General features: G+C 67.7%; 14 protein-coding genes and 1 pseudogene. 10 read left to right on the top strand and 5 right to left on the bottom strand.

Features of this window, described 5'->3' with window-relative positions; genetic code table 11:
- Nucleotides 1–28: 28 nt before the first annotated feature.
- The 8 genes from FDZ84_RS24325 (at nucleotide 29) to FDZ84_RS24290 (ending at nucleotide 8,977) form a co-directional block, all read left to right on the top strand.
- Complete coding sequence (locus FDZ84_RS24325) at nucleotides 29–1,519, top strand: aldehyde dehydrogenase (RefSeq protein WP_210435084.1); 1,491 nt, start codon at nucleotides 29–31, stop codon at nucleotides 1,517–1,519.
- Between the two features lie 40 nt (nucleotides 1,520–1,559).
- The gene (locus FDZ84_RS24320; RefSeq protein ID WP_210435083.1) at nucleotides 1,560–2,945 is read left to right on the top strand and encodes an MFS transporter; all 1,386 of its coding nucleotides are present in this window, start codon (nucleotides 1,560–1,562) and stop codon (nucleotides 2,943–2,945) included.
- On the top strand, nucleotides 2,945–4,135 hold the full coding sequence (locus FDZ84_RS24315) for an FAD-dependent monooxygenase (RefSeq protein WP_168587784.1): 1,191 nt from the start codon (nucleotides 2,945–2,947) through the stop codon (nucleotides 4,133–4,135). Before FDZ84_RS24320 ends, FDZ84_RS24315 begins: the two co-directional genes overlap by 1 nt.
- 41 nt (nucleotides 4,136–4,176) lie before the next feature.
- Nucleotides 4,177–4,617 (top strand): hypothetical protein, encoded by a 441-nt coding sequence (locus tag FDZ84_RS24310; RefSeq protein ID WP_168587783.1) that lies wholly within the window; start codon nucleotides 4,177–4,179, stop codon nucleotides 4,615–4,617.
- On the top strand, nucleotides 4,614–5,585 hold the full coding sequence (locus tag FDZ84_RS24305) for an amidohydrolase family protein (RefSeq protein WP_168587782.1): 972 nt from the start codon (nucleotides 4,614–4,616) through the stop codon (nucleotides 5,583–5,585). The genes FDZ84_RS24310 and FDZ84_RS24305 overlap by 4 nt, the downstream gene beginning before the upstream one ends.
- The gene (locus tag FDZ84_RS24300) at nucleotides 5,582–6,679 is read left to right on the top strand and encodes an NADH:flavin oxidoreductase/NADH oxidase (protein WP_168587781.1); all 1,098 of its coding nucleotides are present in this window, start codon (nucleotides 5,582–5,584) and stop codon (nucleotides 6,677–6,679) included. The genes FDZ84_RS24305 and FDZ84_RS24300 overlap by 4 nt, the downstream gene beginning before the upstream one ends.
- A 256-nt stretch (nucleotides 6,680–6,935) precedes the next feature.
- The gene (locus FDZ84_RS24295) at nucleotides 6,936–7,631 is read left to right on the top strand and encodes a VOC family protein (protein WP_168587780.1); all 696 of its coding nucleotides are present in this window, start codon (nucleotides 6,936–6,938) and stop codon (nucleotides 7,629–7,631) included.
- 35 nt (nucleotides 7,632–7,666) lie between these two features.
- Nucleotides 7,667–8,977: an MFS transporter gene (locus FDZ84_RS24290; RefSeq protein WP_168587779.1), complete on the top strand. Its 1,311-nt coding sequence runs from the start codon at nucleotides 7,667–7,669 to the stop codon at nucleotides 8,975–8,977.
- A 69-nt stretch (nucleotides 8,978–9,046) separates the two neighbouring features.
- On the opposite strand, the gene FDZ84_RS24285 is transcribed toward FDZ84_RS24290, so the two are convergent.
- From FDZ84_RS24285 to FDZ84_RS24275, 3 genes are all read right to left on the bottom strand, one after another.
- The gene (locus FDZ84_RS24285) at nucleotides 9,047–9,397 is read right to left on the bottom strand and encodes a hypothetical protein (protein WP_168587778.1); all 351 of its coding nucleotides are present in this window, start codon (nucleotides 9,395–9,397) and stop codon (nucleotides 9,047–9,049) included.
- Nucleotides 9,398–9,741: 344 nt separating this feature from the next.
- Nucleotides 9,742–11,103: an aspartate aminotransferase family protein gene (locus FDZ84_RS24280; protein ID WP_168587777.1), complete on the bottom strand. Its 1,362-nt coding sequence runs from the start codon at nucleotides 11,101–11,103 to the stop codon at nucleotides 9,742–9,744.
- 12 nt (nucleotides 11,104–11,115) lie between these two features.
- Nucleotides 11,116–12,594, bottom strand: a complete 1,479-nt coding sequence (locus tag FDZ84_RS24275) for a CoA-acylating methylmalonate-semialdehyde dehydrogenase (RefSeq protein ID WP_305852041.1) — start codon at nucleotides 12,592–12,594, stop codon at nucleotides 11,116–11,118.
- A gap of 163 nt (nucleotides 12,595–12,757) precedes the next feature.
- Between FDZ84_RS24275 and FDZ84_RS39240 the strand changes: the two are divergent.
- Both FDZ84_RS39240 and FDZ84_RS24270 read left to right on the top strand, forming a co-directional pair.
- A pseudogene (locus tag FDZ84_RS39240) lies at nucleotides 12,758–13,081 on the top strand (PucR family transcriptional regulator ligand-binding domain-containing protein); the annotation flags it as partial.
- An 81-nt stretch (nucleotides 13,082–13,162) separates the two neighbouring features.
- Nucleotides 13,163–14,347: a CdaR family transcriptional regulator gene (locus FDZ84_RS24270; RefSeq protein WP_246869221.1), complete on the top strand. Its 1,185-nt coding sequence runs from the start codon at nucleotides 13,163–13,165 to the stop codon at nucleotides 14,345–14,347.
- A 65-nt stretch (nucleotides 14,348–14,412) separates the two neighbouring features.
- Here the strand turns inward: FDZ84_RS24270 and FDZ84_RS24265 are convergent, their stop codons facing one another.
- Both FDZ84_RS24265 and FDZ84_RS24255 read right to left on the bottom strand, forming a co-directional pair.
- Nucleotides 14,413–14,904 (bottom strand): hemerythrin domain-containing protein, encoded by a 492-nt coding sequence (locus FDZ84_RS24265; protein WP_210435082.1) that lies wholly within the window; start codon nucleotides 14,902–14,904, stop codon nucleotides 14,413–14,415.
- Between the two features lie 650 nt (nucleotides 14,905–15,554).
- Nucleotides 15,555–16,487: a LysR family transcriptional regulator gene (locus FDZ84_RS24255; RefSeq protein ID WP_168587775.1), complete on the bottom strand. Its 933-nt coding sequence runs from the start codon at nucleotides 16,485–16,487 to the stop codon at nucleotides 15,555–15,557.
- Between the last annotated feature and the right edge of the window lie 16 nt (nucleotides 16,488–16,503).

Here is a 16,503-nt window from a genome sequence, read left to right as displayed (position 1 = left end):
TCCGCCGATCGCTACAGAAAGGGCCGGAATGTCGACGACGACTGCTTCGTCCCCTGCCCACCCGCAGCCCTTCAGGGGCTTCGACCGCCCGGTGATCGACCCCGCCACCGGGGCCGTCATCCGGACCGTCACCGACAGCTCCCTCATTGAGGTCGACGCGGCGGTGTCCCGCGCCCGTGCGGCGTTTCTTGAGGGCCCGTGGCCCGCGCTCACCCGCACCGAGCGCGGCCGGCTGTTGCTGCGTGCGGCGGACGTCGTCGAGGAAGCCGCCGAGGATCTCTACAGGCTCGAGACCCGCAACAACGGTCGCCCGGTCACCGAGACCCGCGCGCAGCTGTCGCGGGTGCCGGAGTGGTTTCGCTACAACGTCGGCCTGCTCGCCGCCCAACGGGATGCGGTGCTGCCCTCGGACGGCCCGTACCTGACTTACCAGCGCCGGGCCCCGCTCGGCGTCTGCGGGATCATCACCCCGTTCAACCATCCGCTGCTGATCCTGGCCCGCAGCTTGTCTGCGGCGCTGGCCACCGGCAACACCGTCGTGGTGAAGCCATCTGAGACCACCCCGCTGTCCACTTTGGCGATGGTCGAGTTGCTGGCGAAGGCCGGGATCCCGGACGGTGTGGTGAACGTGGTGACCGGAGGCCGTGAGGTCGGTGAGCGGCTGACCGGGCACCTGGACATCGCCAAGATCACGCTGACCGGCGGGACCGAGGCCGGGCGGGCGGCCGCTGTCGCCACTGCGCATCGGTTCGCCAGGGTGACCGCCGAGCTCGGTGGCAAGACCCCGATCATCGTGTTCGGCGACATCGATCCCGACGTCGCCGCCGAGGGCGCCGCGTTCGCCGCGTTCGTCGCGGCCGGGCAGTCCTGCGTGGCCGGGTCCCGGTTCCTGGTGCAGCGTGCGAGTTACAACCAGTTCGTTGCGGGCCTGGCCCGTCGGGCCGACGCGATCCGGATCGGTAGTCCGTCGGACCCAGCCACCCAGATCGGCCCGATGGTCAGCGCGGTGCAGCGAGACAAGGTGCTTGACCTGATCGAGGCCGGACGCGCCGAGGGCGCCCGGGTCGCTGCCGGTGGCGGTGTCCCGCAGTTGCCCGCACCGCTGGACGGCGGGTTCTTCGTCCGCCCCACCGTGCTCGCCGACGCCACGATGGACATGCGGGTGGCCCGTGAGGAGATCTTCGGCCCGGTCGCCGTCGTCGTCCCGTTCGACGACGAGGCCGATGCGATCGCTAAGGCCAACGACAACCGGTTCGGACTCGGCGCGGGCGTCTGGACTCGCGATCTGGCCCGCGGGCATCGGGTAGCCGACCGGCTCCAGGCCGGGATGGTCTGGGTCAACGACCACCACCGGCTCGAACCGTCGCTGCCCTGGGGCGGCATCAAGGAATCCGGCACCGGCCGCGACGCGGGCACCGAGTCGTTCGACGACTTCACCTGGCTCAAGACCGTCGTCGCGCGTACCGCTGGTGACGACGTCGACTGGTACGGCTCCGACGCCCCGGGTCGCCTCAACTGATTTCTCGAAGCACGTTCGACCTCCGGCAAGGGAGCCGTACATGTCGAATTCCGCCAATCTCGCGCCGGGGACCTGGCGCACCGTCATCACTCGCACTCAATGGCTGGTGCTGGCTGGCACCACGATGGGCTGGGCATTGGACGGGTTCGCGGGCAGCCTGTACTCGCTGATCCTCGGCCCGGCGATGACCGAGTTGCTGCCGCACAGCGGCATCGAGCCCGGCGCCAGCACCATCGGCCTCTACGGCGGCCTGACCGTCGCGCTGTTCCTGTTCGGCTGGGGTACCGGCGGGATCCTGTTCGGGATCCTCGCCGACTACTTCGGCCGGGTCCGGGTGCTGTCCGCCGGGATCGTGACGTACGCGGTGTTCACCGCGCTAGCCGCCTTCGCCGACACCTGGTGGCAGTTGGGCGTGCTGCGGTTCGTCGCCGGGCTCGGCTCCGGAGTGGAGGCGCCGGTCGGCGCCGCCCTGGTCGCCGAGGTGTGGCGCAACCGCTACCGAGCCCGCGCCTGCGGCGTGATGATGTCCGGCTACGCGATGGGCTTCTTCATCGCCGCGCTGTCCTACGCGATCCTCGGTGGCTACGGCTGGCGGCTGATGATGGGCATCGCCGTCCTGCCGGCACTGCTGGTGTACTTCATCCGCAAGCACGTCCCGGAGCCGCCGGAGATCCGCGGCATGATCGCTGCCCGCCGCGCCCGCCGGGCCAGCGGACAGTGCACCGAGCAGGACCGGTTCGTGCTGATCCGGCTGCTCACCCCGCCGCTGCTGCGCCCCACCCTGGTCGGCACCGCACTGGCCACCGGCTCGCTGGTCGCGTTCTGGAGCGTCTCGACCTGGTACCCGCAGGTGATCCGGCAGGCCGCCGCGGCGGCCGAGCTGTCCCCGGATGTGGCGAACTCCCGCGTCGCGATCGCCTCGATGCTGTTCAACGCCGGTGGCGTGTTCGGCTACGCCACCTGGGGCTTCCTCGCCGACAAGATCGGCCGCCGCGGGGCGTTTCTCACCAGCTTCGCGATCTCCGCCGCGAGCGTCGGATTCCTCTTCCCGTTCGAACCCGGATGGGGAACGTTCCTGCTGGTCGTGCCGGTCGCCGGGTTCGGCCTCTACGGCGCGCTGTCCGGGATCTTGGTCTACGGCCCGGAGCTGTTCCCACCGTCGGTCCGGGCCACCGGCATGGCGCTCTACAACGGCATCGGCCGCTACTTCACCGCAGCCGGCCCGCTGATCGCTGGAGTGATCGCCGCCTCCTGGTTCGGCGGCGACCTCGGCCTGGCCACCACCTGTGTGGTCGCGGTCGGCCTGCTCGGCGCGATCGGGCTGGTGTTCGCTCCCGAGACCCGTGGCATGCCCCTTCCGTCCAACCCGGCCCACGTCCCGGACCCTGTGCCGGGCGCCGCAGCCCGTTCCGAGGAGAGTCTTTGATGTCCCCCGAGACCCGTGCCCGCGCTGCCGTGATCGGCGGCTCCATCGGCGGGCTCACCACCGCGCTGCTACTGCGTGACCTCGGTTTTGAGGTCGACGTCTTCGAGCGCACCCCGACCCCACTGGACGGCCGTGGCGGAGGCATCGTGTTGCAGCCCGACACCGTCCGCTGGTTCGCCGAGCGCAGCGACCAGAACCCTTCGACGCTGTCCACCTCCACCGAGTACGTCCAGTACCTGGGGTCCGGCAACGAGATCGTGCACCGCGACCGGCGCCGCTGGACCTACACCTCCTGGGGCACCTTCTACCGCGCACTGCTAGCCGATTTCGGCACCGATCACTACCACCTCGGCGAGTTCGCCTGCGGCGTCTCTCAGGACGCCGACAGCGCGACTGTGAGGTTCGTCAGCGGCCGACAGGCGCAGGCCGAGCTAGTGGTGTTCGCCGACGGGATCACCTCGATCGGCCGCCGGCTGCTCGACCCGTCCTCCGAAATGGAGTACTCCGGCTATGTCGGCTGGCGGGGCACCGTGCCCGAGCACCAGTTGCCCGCCGAGGTCCGCTCGCTGCTGGGCAACGCGATCTCCTACAGCGTCGTCCCGCACTCGCACATCACGCTCTACCCGATCCCCGGCGAGACCGGGACCGGGCCGCGGGACCGGCTGATGAACTACGTCTGGTACCGCAACGTCCCGGCTGGCTGCGAGCTGGCCGAAATGGTGATCGACAAACGCGGCTTCACCGGCACCGTGTCGCTGCACCCGGGCCAGGTCCAGGACCGCTACGTCGACGAGATGCGCGCGACCGCCGCGCAGCTGCTGGCTCCGGCCGCGGCCGAGGTCGTCACCGCCACCGAGCAGCCCTACATCCAAGTGGTCTCCGACGTCCGGTCGGCGAAGATGGCCGACGGCCGGATCGCCCTGCTCGGCGACGCCGCATCGGCCGCCCGCCCGCACGCTGCGGCTGGCACTGCGAAGGCCGCCGCCGATGCCTGGGCGCTAGCCGGCGCGCTGACCGATTCCGACGGCGACATCACCGCCGCGCTGCGCAAGTGGGAGCCCGCCCAGCTCGAACTCGGCTCACGCCTGCTGGAGCGGGTGAAGGAGATGGGCGAGCGCTCCCAGTTCCACAACACCTGGACCCCCGGCGACCCGAGCCTGCGGTTCGGCCTCTACGGCCCCGGCCGCTGAGCTCCCCGCCACCCGAATACCGCCCCTGGAAGGACCCTGAAATGACCGATACCGGATTCCTGTCCGACCTGCCGCTGGCCGGCGAGCTGGTCGGCACCGACTTCGAGGGCTGGAGCCCCGAGCTGCGCGCCGAGTTCGAGACGAACTCCTACGATGGCGAGGTCGGTTCGCGGCTGCTCAGCGCGAACGACCGCGTGCGGGTCTGGGAGATCCGCCTCGCGCCCGGCGAGCGCTGGCACGTCCACCGGCACGTGCTGGACTACTTCTGGACCGCCGTCAACGCTGGACGCAGCCGCCAGCACACCAGCGATGGCACTACCCGCGAGGTCTCCTACGACGCGGGGGAGACCAGACACTTCACCTTCGCACAGGACCAGTACCTGCTGCACGACATTGAGAACATCGGCGACACCGACCTGGTATTCACCACCGTCGAGCACCTGGACAGCGCTAACGCCCCACTCCCGCTGGACCGGCGATGACCGCCACGCCGAAAGCGGGTCCAGTCGACGTGCACGCCCACTGGCTGCCTCCCAACCTGTTCGGGCTGCCGCCGGGCGCGCCGTACGGGCCGCTGCGGGACCGGGACGGGCAGCTCTATCTGGGCGAGGTACCACTGTCGATCGCCACCGAAGCGATGAGTGACGTCCCGGCGATCCGGGCCGACATGGCCAAGGCCGGGATCGAGGTGCGGGTTCTCTCGGCGCCACCGTTCGCATTTCCGGTCGCGGATTCGGCCCTGGATTATGTCGACGCGTTCAACGACGCGCTCGGCGTGGTCGTCGCGGACTCCGGCGGTGCGCTGGTCGGGCTCGGCCTGGTCCCGCTGGACGACGACGCAGCGGCCACCGCCCGGCTGGAACGGCTGGCGTCGACGCCCGGGATCTCCGGGGTGGCGATCCCGCCGCTGTTGGGTGGCGAGTCGCTGGACCGCGGAACGCTTCGGCACGTGCTCACCGACTGCGCCCGGCTTGGGCTCTCGGTGCTGGTGCATCCGATGCAACTGCCCCGGCCCGAGTGGCGCGACCACTACCTGGCCAATCTGATCGGCAACCCAGTGGAGACGGCGACTGCGGTCGCAGCGCTGCTGCTCGGCGGTGTGCATGACGCGCTGCCGGGGCTGCGGATCTGTTTCGTGCACGGCGGCGGTTGCACCCCTGGCCTGCTGGGCCGCTGGGACCACGGTTGGCGCACCCGGCCCGACGTCCGCCGCAACTCGACCCGCCCGCCCGGCGAGGCGGTGCGCGACCTGTGGTTCGACACCGTCACCCACGACCCGGCGCTACTCAACTTGCTCACCGAGCGGGTCGGGAAGCAGGCGGTCCTCTGCGGCAGTGACCACCCGTTCGACATGGCCCAGCGCGACCCGCTCGGATTCGCCACCGCCGGCGGGCTGGACACCACGACGCTGACCGCGAACGCCCGTGCCTTCCTGGGGGTGACGTCATGACCGCGCTGTTCAGCCCGCTGCGGCTGCGCGAACTGGAACTGCCGAACCGGGCCTGGCTCTCGCCGATGTGCCAGTACAGCGCCAGCGCCGACGGCGTCCCCACCGACTGGCACCTAGTGCACCTCGGCGCCCGGATCACCGGGGGGTTCGGGCTGGTGCTGACCGAGTCGACGGCCGTCTCACCGCAGGCCCGGATCAGCCTGGCCGACGTCGGGCTGTGGTCGGACGAGCAGGTCGCAGCCTGGCAGCGGATCACCGGCTTCGCCCACGCCCATGGCACCGCGATCGGGGTGCAGCTCGGGCATGCCGGGCGAAAGGCCTCGACCCACGTGCCCGGCCAGGGCCGGGGTTCGGTACCGCCGGAGGAGGGTGGCTGGACCGCACTCGCCCCGTCGGCGTCGGCCTACCGCGGCTACGCGACACCGGCCGCGGCGTCGCCCGCCGACCTGGAGAGGATTGTCGCGGACTTCGCCGCGGCCACCGAGCGGGCGGTGCACGCCGGTTTCGACGTCGTCGAGATCCACGCCGGGCACGGTTACTTGCTGCACCAGTTCCTCTCACCGCGGGCCAACCACCGCACCGACGCCTACGGTGGCTTGTTCGAAAACCGGATTCGCCTGCTGCTGCAGGTGGTCGACGCGGTCCGCGCGACCTGGCCGGACGACCGGCCACTGCTGTTGCGGATCTCGGCCACCGACTGGGTGAACGGCGGCTGGACCCCGGAGGAAACCATCGAACTCGCCCCGCGGCTGGCCGAACGTGGGGTCGATCTACTCGACGTCACCACCGGCGGGCTGGACCCGGAGCAGCAGATCCCGGTTGGACCCGGCTACCAAGTGCCGTTCGCACACCGGGTGCGCTCCGCAGTACCCGGGCTGCCGGTCTCCGCAGTCGGGCTGATAACCGACCCGGAGCAGGCTGAGACGGTCCTCAGTGACGGTGCCGCCGACGCCGTCCTACTCGCCCGGGAGGCGCTGCGCGACTCGTCCTGGCCATTACGGGCCATGGCCCGGCTGGACCCGCGCAGGCTGACCGAGATCTACCCCCGGCAATACGGCCGGGCCGTCCCGCATCCGTCCACAGTGGCCTCATGACGAGCTTCACCCGGCAACACAGCCACAAGCACCACCCGTGTTCACAGCACAAGCGGTGCTATGGCTTACGACGCCGGGGGGGCCGCCTTCGAGGCAGGCCCTCGGCGGGCCCATCGCCCGCTTGACACACCGCTCGAAACCCCGGCACGACGGCGGTCCGGCCGACAACGTCACTAGCACCGGCCCTCCGCCGCGCTACCTCCCCCGACCTCGTCCTTCCCCGGGTCACTCCGGACGGGACAGATAGGAACGTCCATTGATCAGCCTCGACCACATCGCCGTCTGGTCGGACAACCTCTACCGGACCACCATCAACCTGAGCCGGGCGACGGGGCTCGGCAGCGCCGACGGTGGCTACTTCCCCGGCCTTGGCCTAGGGCAGAAGCTGCTGTCGCTGGGCGATTACGTCTACATCGAGGTCGAGAGCATCGTCGACCACCGGATGATCGCCGAGCGGGCACCAATGGCGCTGGAGCTGGAACGCCAGAGCGCGAATGGAGACTGCTTCGCCGGGCTGTGCCTGCGCAGCGACAACCTCGACGAGATAGCCGAGTTCGCCCGGCACCGGGGAATCGCGCCATCCGAGAACATTGCCGGCGGAAAGGTCCGGATGGTGCCCGCGCAGGGCAGCGCCCCGTCGGTGCACGCGCCGGACTTCTGGAACTCCTGGCGGCTGGGTAAACCCAACATCTACTACGTACCCGACCTGGCGAACCACTCCAGCCTGCTCCCACCCCAGTCAGGCACCGGTGACGTGCGGGGTACTGGAGTCATTTCCATCGAGATCGGCGGCACCGAGCCCGACCTGCGGGCCTGGCTCGGCGACGTCGTCAAGCCCGCAGAACTGGGGATCGAGATCGTTTACAACGGCGGCCCAGACGGGCTCTACGCGGTCACCTTCGACTCCACCGCCGGTCCCCGAACCATCCGGCTGAACCCGATCACGCTCTGAACCACGACACAGCCACGCACCACAGGAGCTACCAGATGCCCACCGTCGTTCCCAACGCCCTCGCAGCGCAGACGCCCCGGAAAGTGCGCCACGCAGCCGTCTCCGGATTCTTCGGAAGCGCGCTGGAGTACTACGACTTCATCATCTACGGGTCGGCCGCTGCCCTGGTCTTCAACAAGATCTTCTTCCCGGACACCGGGGCGACCGGCCTCCTGCTGTCGATCGCCTCGTTCGGCGTCGCCTACATCGCCCGGCCGTTCGGTGCCGTGCTGTGGGGCCACCTGGGAGACAAGCTGGGACGCCGGCTGGCCCTGGTTCTCACGATCGGATTGATGGGTGTCGCCACGTTCGCGATCGGATTGCTGCCCTCCTACAGCACCATCGGCGTCGCGGCTCCGAGCCTGCTTGTCCTGCTTCGACTCCTGCAGGGCCTGTCCGCGGGCGGAGAGTCGCCGGGATCGACCTCGTTGACCGTGGAACACGCCCCCGACAACCGGCGGGCGTTCTACGCCAGCTTCTCCATGAGCGGGATGCAACTGGGGATGGCGATGGGCAGCCTCGTGTTCTTGCCGATCGCAGCATTACCGGAGGAGCATATGCTGACCTGGGGCTGGCGGCTGCCGTTCCTGCTCAGCGGGATCTTGACGCTTGTCGCCTACTTGCTCCGGCGCAAACTCGAGGAACCAGAAGTGTTCACCGAGATGCTGCACCGCGACGAGCATGCCTCGCTGCCGATCGCGACGCTGCTGCGCGAGCACTGGGCGACCACCCTACGAGTGGCGCTGTGCAGCGGGATCAACGTCGTCGGAACGATCTTCAACGTCTTCGCGCTGGCCTACGCGACTGGCGCCGCAGGCCTCTCCCGGCCGGTGATGCTGACCGTGGTGTCGCTGGGCAACCTTGGGGCGGCTGCGATGGCCCCGGTTGTCGGCCGGTTGTCGGACCGCATCGGTCGCAAGCCGGTGTTCGTACTCGGCGCACTCGGCTCCAGCCTGTCCCTGTTTGTGCTCTTCAGCGCGATCGACGCCGGAAACATCACGCTCGTGTTCATCGCAGGACTCACGGCGATGAGCGTCTTCTACATCATGCCCATCGGGGTCGGTGCCGCGTACTACCCGGAGCAGTTCCCGGCGCGGGTTCGCTACACCGGGATGGCCGTCGGGCTGATGCTCGGCCTGCTCGGGGCCGGATTCGCGCCGACGCTGGCCCAGGCGATCAGCGTTGGAACGAGCAGCTGGCGGCCGTCGGTGTGGATCTGCGTCGGAATCGCAGTGCTGGCCTCAATCGCAGCTCTGACCGGGCGGGAGACCCACCGGATAACAACGGCCCAGCTCGGCCGGCGATAAAGCCGTCGCGGACGGTGCCGAGGTTTGGGGGCTGGCCGACATGTGTACGTGGAATTGGCGCAGTGCCGCCTACGCGCCCCCGCCAACCCGAACCTCACGATCTTGCCATCGACGGCGACCGCCGCCGGTGCGCTGTCCCGGGCCGTCCAGCCGGATAGGGCCTGGTCGAGCTCGTCGTGAGGCCCTGTCCAGTACCCGTGCGTCAACTTTGGCGACGGCGTCGGAGATCAGCTCACCGGTGTCGGGATCTTCGACCGCATCCGGGTAGCGCACCGGTACCCAGGCGTCCTCGGCGATAGTGGCGATCGCGGCCCGGTTAGAGGGATTCATTGTTACGGTCACCGAGAACCGTGCCCCGGCCCGACGCGCCGCGCTGATGACCGCGCCCGCGTAGTACGCCGAGTCCGCCCGCACCAGCACGTTGCTTGTGCTCCGACGGCGCGGGCGGTCGCCAGGGCTTCGGCTAGCAATTTCTACCGCCTGCTCGACGGCGTCGTCATCGACGACGTCAACATCTTCAACGCCCGCCTCAAGAAATGGCAGGACTACTACAACTACGACCGACCCCGCGGCGGACTCGACGGCCCAACCCCCTATGAAAGACTTCGCCAGAAGACCCAAACCGAAGCCACGGGGTGAAGCCGATCTTCGCCAGCCGCACAATTTGCCGAAACACCAAGACTGTTCTCACCACCGGCGACCACGATCGCGCCGAAAGCCGGAACGGCCTAAGGCCGTTCCGGCTGTGCACCCACGGCGATGGGTTAGGCCCCACTGGGGCTGTTGGCTTCGTCGACCAGGTCGTCGACTCGGCTCAGGACCTTGTCGAGGATGTCCAGGCCTTCCTGCGCCTCCGACGGGGAGACGGTGCAGGGTGGCACGACGTGAAGCCGGTTCGAGTTGATGAACAGCAGCAGACCAAGGGATTTCGCCGTGCTCATGGCTTGGGCCATGATCGGGCTGCTGCCACCGGTCGGCGCGACGGGTGTGCGGGTGTTCCGGTCGCTGACCAGCTCAATCGCCCAGAAAACTCCGAGTCCGCGCACCTCCCCCACGCTGGGGTGCCGCTCGGCGAGCTGGGACAGCCCGGGAGCGATGACCTTTAGCCCGATGCCGAGGGCGTTCTCGACGATCACGTCGCGGTCCATGACGTTGATCGCGGCGACGGCTGCGGCGCAGGCGAGCGGATGCCCGGAGTAAGTGAGCCCGCCCGGGTAGGGCCGGTGTGCGAAGTGTTCGGCGATGCGTTCCCCGATCAGCACTCCGCCCAGCGGGACGTAGCCCGAGTTGACTCCCTTGGCGAAGGTCAGCAGGTCCGGTACGACGCCTTCGGTCGCGGAGTGGAACCACGCTCCGGTGCGGCCGAATCCGGTCATCACCTCGTCGATGATCAGCACGATGCCGTACCGGTCGCACAATTCGCGCACACCGGCCAGGTAACCCGGCGGGGGAACCATGATCCCCGCGGTTCCGGGAATCGCCTCGAGCAGGACTGCCGCGATGGTCTGCGGTCCCTCCAGCTCGATGATCTGTTCCAGGTGCGCCAGCGCCCGCTCGCATTCCTCGACCTCGGTCTGGGCGTGGAAGTGGCTGCGGTACAGGTACGGGCCGAAGAAGTGGACCACTCCGGCATTCGCGGCGTCGTTCGGCCAACGCCGGGGATCTCCGGTCAGGTTGATGGCGGTCTGCGTTCCACCGTGGTATGAGCGGTACCGGCTCAGCACCTTCGGCCGCCCGGTGGCCAGGCGCGCCATCCGCACCGCGTGCTCGTTGGCATCAGCGCCGCCGTTGGTGAAGAAGACCCGGTCGAGGTCGCCAGGTGCTCGTTCTGCGATCAGCCGCGCCGCTTCGGAACGCACGTCGTTGGCGTACTGCGGTGCGATGGTGGCGAGCTTGTTCGCCTGCTCTGCGATCGCTGCCACGACATCGGGGTGCTGGTGGCCGATGTTGGTGTTCACCAGCTGCGAGGAGAAGTCGAGCAGCCTGTTGCCCTCGCCGTCCCAGACGTAGGAACCGGCCGCGCGGGTGACGACCATGGGATCGAGGCCGGCTTGGGCGGACCAGGAGTGAAACACGTGGCGCCGGTCCAGCTCATAGGTCCTGGCCGCGTCGTCGGTGAGCGTCATCGGGTGATCTCCTTACGCGGTCTGCGGGAAGCCGAGGTTGAGGCCACCGTGGCTGGGGTTGAGCCATCGGGAGGTGACGACCTTGCCGCGGGTGAAGAAGTGCACGCCCTCGGTGCCGTGCGCGTGGGTGTCCCCGAACAGCGAGCTCTTCCAGCCGCCGAAGCTGTAGTAGGCCATCGGGACCGGGATGGGCACGTTGATGCCGACCATCCCGACCTCCACCTCGTTGTGGAAGCGCCGCGCGGCGCCACCGTCGTTGGTGAAGATCGCAGTGCCGTTGCCGTAGGGGTTGGAGTTGATCAGCCGCAGCGCCTCGTCGTAGGACTCGACCCGCACGACCGACAGCACCGGACCGAAGATCTCGTCGGTGTAGCAGCTCATGCCGGTGGTGACGTGGTCGATCAGGGTCGGGCCGAGCCAGAACCCGTTCTCGCCGCCGTCGGCCTGCACCTGCCGGCCATCGACGATGATCGCCGCGCCGTCCCGCTCTGCCGCATCGATGTAGGAGGCGACCTTGTCGCGGTGTGCCGCGGTCACGAGCGGCCCCATGTCGCAGCTGCGGGTGCCATCGCCGGTCTTGATGGAGAGGGCGCGCTGGGCGATCTTGCCGACCAGCTCATCGGCGATACCGCCGACTGCCACGACCGCGGAAATAGCCATGCAGCGCTCGCCCGCTGAGCCGAACCCGGCGTTCACCATCGCGTCAGCAGCGAGGTCGAGGTCGGCGTCGGGCAGGATGACGGCGTGGTTCTTCGCCCCGCCGAGGGCCTGGACGCGCTTGCCGTTCGCGGTCCCGGTGGCGTACACGTACCGGGCGATCGGAGTCGAACCGACAAAGCTGATCGCCTTCACCGCGTCATGTGAGAGGAGTTCGTCGACCGCGAGCTTGTCGCCCTGCAGCACGTTGAATACGCCGTCGGGAAGTCCGGCCTCAGCCCACAGTTCAGCCAGCCACAGCGCAGCCGAAGGGTCCTTCTCACTGGGCTTCAACACCACCGTGTTCCCGGCCGCGATGGCGATCGGGAAGAACCACATGGGCACCATGGCGGGGAAGTTGAACGGCGAGATGATCCCCACCACCCCGAGCGGCTGCCGCACGGAGAACGAGTCCACCTCGGTGGAGGCATTCTCGGTGAACCCGCCCTTGACCAAGTGCGGGAGCCCGCAGGCGAATTCCACGACCTCCTGGCCGCGGGTGACCTCGCCCAGCGCGTCGGAGAGGACCTTGCCGTGCTCGCTGGTGATGATCGCAGCGAGCTCGTGCTTGCGCTCGTTGAGCAGCTCCCGGAAGCGGAAGACGATCGCGGTCCGCTTCGCCAGCGACATGTCCCGCCAGGCTGGGAAAGCCGCCGCCGCCGCTTCGATCACCACTCGCGAGTCCTCGGTGTTGGCCAGCGCCACCTCCCGCCGCACCTCACCGTTCGCCGGGTTGGTCACCGGAGCCGTGGCCCCGCTCGAGCCGTCGAACGGCTTGCTGTTCACCCAATGCACGATCTTCGACTGACCGGTGTTCACCACTTGCTCTTCCCTCACTCAACATCTCAAGACGTGGATCGCCGACGCCTGCCGCCTTCGACTGGACACCTCAAGACATTGCCAGCTCCGCAGCCGACATGATGGAAAAAATGAGGGCGGCCAATTTACAATTCGTCAGATGATCCTGACTGTTCGCGATGTGCTCGCACTGCCGGTCGTTGCGGCTGGCCGCCCAAGGGTCGTCGCAGGCCGCACGCTTCTCGACCGCCCGGTTCGGTGGGTGCACATCAGCGAATCCACCGACCTCACCGACCTGCTGGAAGGCGGCGAGCTGGTGCTGAGCACCGGACTGCCCCTCACCGGCGGCCCCGCAGCGGTCTCGGACTACCTCACGATGCTTGGCACCCAGCAGGTCGCCGGACTCGTCGTTGAACTCGGCACGCACCTGCGCGACGTACCAGCCGACCTCGAACGCGTGGCCGAGGCTGCCGGGGTACCCGTCGTCGTACTGGAAGCCGAGATCCGCTTCGTCGAGGTGACCGAGCAGGTCCACCGCAGGATCGTGGCCGAACAGTACGACGAGGTGAGCTTCGCCCGCACCACCCACGAGGTCTTCACCTCACTCAACATGGCGCGCGCATCCAGCACCGACATCGTCACCCGCGCATCGCACATCCTCAACGCCCCGCTCGTGCTGGAGGACCTGAACCGACACGTACTGGCTCACTGCGCGGCGGGCGAATCGACCTCGCAGCTCCTGGATCAATGGGCAGAGCGGTCGCGAATGCACGATTCGCCCAGTGCCGCGAAGACTTCCGGATGGTCGGCGGTACCGGTCGGTGTCGGGACCGAACGATGGGGACGACTCGTGCTGCCGGTCGAAGCAGCAAACGAGCCGCGCGCGAAAATGGTGCTCGAACGCGCAGCGCAATCCCTGCAGCTGCACCGGATGCTCCAGCAAGAGCGCGACGCCCTCGTCGTCCACGCACTCGGCGGCCTGCTCGACGACATGCTCAGCGGCCGGATCAACGACGAAACCGAAGCTCTGGTCAGGGCGAACGCACTCGGCCTCAAGACGAACAAGCACTACGTCCCGATCGTCATACGCGTCCCCCAACGGCCCGATGCACACCCACTGACCCAGGGTGAGATCGACCGCCGCCTGCTCACCACCCTGCGCCAGGCAATCTCGGAAACCGGCCACACCGCGATCGTCTCCATCCGTCGCGAAGGCACCGTTTCCGCGGTGATGTCCTGCGCCGAACCCGACAACGCTCTCCACCAGGTCTGCGCCGGCCTCGACATCCGCTTGTCCCAGCGTGACGGCACCAACGCCTGGGTCGCGGGTACAGCCCCGCACGCCGCCACTCTGCTTGCCGCGGCGCAGGAAATCTCCGAAGCAGAACACGTCGCCGACGTTGGCGTCACCATGCCAGAAGTCAACCGCCTCTACCGCTTCACAGATGTGCGGCTACGCGGACTGATCGCCCTGATCCGCAACGACCACCACGTCCAAGCCTTCGCCGAAACCGAACTCGGCAGACTGCTCGAACACGACGCCCGCAACAACGACGATCTCCTCAGCCTGCTGCGCACATACCTGGACTGCGGCGGATCCAAAACCCACACCGCCCGAACCACCGGACTCAGTCGCCCCACCCTCTACACCCGGCTGCAAACCATCGAACGCATCCTGAACATCCCACTCGACGCAGCCGAATCACGCACCTCGCTACACACCGCCCTGATGATCCTCGGCGCCTCCTAGCCCGAGTGATGGATCGTCATGCGGAGTCGCCGCTGGTATTGACGGAGTCATGCAGAACCCATCGTTTATGAGCGCGAGCTCCTGCGGGTCCCCCATCGCTCACGCGGCCGTGCTTCACTGAACGCCCAGGCCCGGCCTGGTCCGGCACATCCACACAAGCGCGACGCAACATCCGTGCTGTTGACATCCATCTTCTCATGTTCGGCGAGTACCTGGTTGGCTTCCTCTTCCTCATAGTTTCGCGCTTCGGCTTCGGCATCGCCGGCCGTCTTCTTCGCGATAGGCCGCAGGACCAATTCCTCGGCGGTTTCATGGACGGCCAGCAGGGCCCTCAGCTCGTCGAACCGGTTCCGCTTCTGCTCGCCCTGTGCGTTCTTGACCTCCGCGAAGAGGCCACGGATGCGTGCGTGCTGCTCCAGTAGAACGCGGACCACGTCCGGAAGCCTCGCGGCTTCCTGGCGTTCAGTTTGCGCGCGCATACGGCGTGTAGGAAACAACATCACACCATCCCGAACGCGTGTCGGCCGGTGCGCGGCGGGCGGCGACTCCGCGGTCACGGCCTCGGACCTCACCGTGATCACGCAAATCTCGTCCAATTCCTACTGTCAGCGATCGAACACTACGCAGACGTGATCATCTCCCGGCGAAATCGACCACCTCGACGACGAGAATGAGGACTGACCACGACCGGCGCTTCCGCGCTAATCGTGGCTTTTTCAGCGCGTTGATGTGTACCACCGGAACCCCTACGACGCCGTCCTGCAGGGCGAAGCACCGACCGCGACGACCGCAACCAGCGTGTGGTGTGTGGCTAAGTTAGTGAACGGCATCTGCGTGCGGTGCTCACGGAGTACGTCCGGCACTACAACGGCCGCCGACCGCACCGCGCCCGCGAACTCCGCCCACCACGACCAAGCCATCCCGTCGCGAACCTCAGCCACGAGCGCATCAAGACGCGACCTGTGCTTGGCGGCTTGATCAACGAGTACGAGCGTGCAGCGTAAAGCTGCTGGTCAGCGTCTCCAGCCGACTTCTGAAACCCCACACGCATGAACGGCTGGCTTGGCGAAGTCCAAGGGCTTCAAGTCAGCCTCACCAAGGCCAAGGAAAAACTCGCGCCAGTCTGGACCGGAACGTCGACCGCGCTTGCAACAGCAGGAGCGGCCCGACCGACCTTGGCATGCCGATCATCACCACAACGCCGACCTCATGATGACAAATCCTGATGATCCAGCTCAGGCAAGGACGGGATCTCACGACCCGCCCGAGCGATCATCTGCACGAACTCAGAGCGCAGCGAGTCGGTGATCCGGTCGTCCCACGTCGCGATGAGGGGGAAAGATATTGGCACGTCTGAGAGTTCGACGTAGCGAACTCCGTGGACATGGACAGAACGCGTTAGCTCCGTCACCAGCCCGACACCGACGCCTGCACTCACCAAGCCCAGCTGGCTCATCACCGTGTGGCACTGCTGGGCGACCCGAGGCGTGAACTCACCAATGGACTCGCACACCCGGATCAGCTCGTCGAAGTGCCACCGACCGATCTCCCGGCTGAAGAAGATGAAGTCCTCGTTGCCGAGGTCGCTGAGCCTGACAGAGTCGGAGCCTCGAATCCAGGGATGAATCTCGGGGACGGCCAGCAGCAGGCGTTCCGAGAGGATCTGAGTCTGTGCAAGCTGTTTCGAATGCAGCCCGCGTCGGACCAGCCCGACGCCGAGTGCGCCGGCTTCAAGAGCGTCCAGCTGCTCGCGAGTGTTCATCTCGCGCACCTGCAGTTGCACGCCCGGATGCTCCTTCCTGAACTGCTGAATGACGCTCGGCAGGATTCCCGGGACGGCTGTGGGGACGGCTCCGATTGACAAGGTGCGCCTCTCGCCCGACGCCGCACCCGCGACGCGAGCCGGCAGGAGATCCACCAGGTTCAGGACCTCGTAGGCCGCCTCCAGCATTGCGGCACCCGCTGGTGTGAGCTGAGTTCGATGCGAGCCACGATCGAGGAGGACGGCGCCCAGCTCGCCCTCGAGTGCCTTGATCTGCATGCTCAGCGGCGGCTGGGACATATTCAAGCGTCGGGCTGCCCTCCCGAAGTTCAGTTCTTCGGCCACGGCGACGAAGTAGCGGAGGTGGCGTAGTTCCATGCTCGCAATCATATCT

This window comes from Saccharopolyspora sp. ASAGF58 (genome assembly GCF_012277335.1).
GTDB classification, from domain to species: Bacteria; Actinomycetota; Actinomycetes; order Mycobacteriales; family Pseudonocardiaceae; genus Saccharopolyspora; species Saccharopolyspora hattusasensis.
Note: the sequence above shows the minus strand (reverse complement) of the source record. Positions and strands in the feature narration are given on the sequence as shown.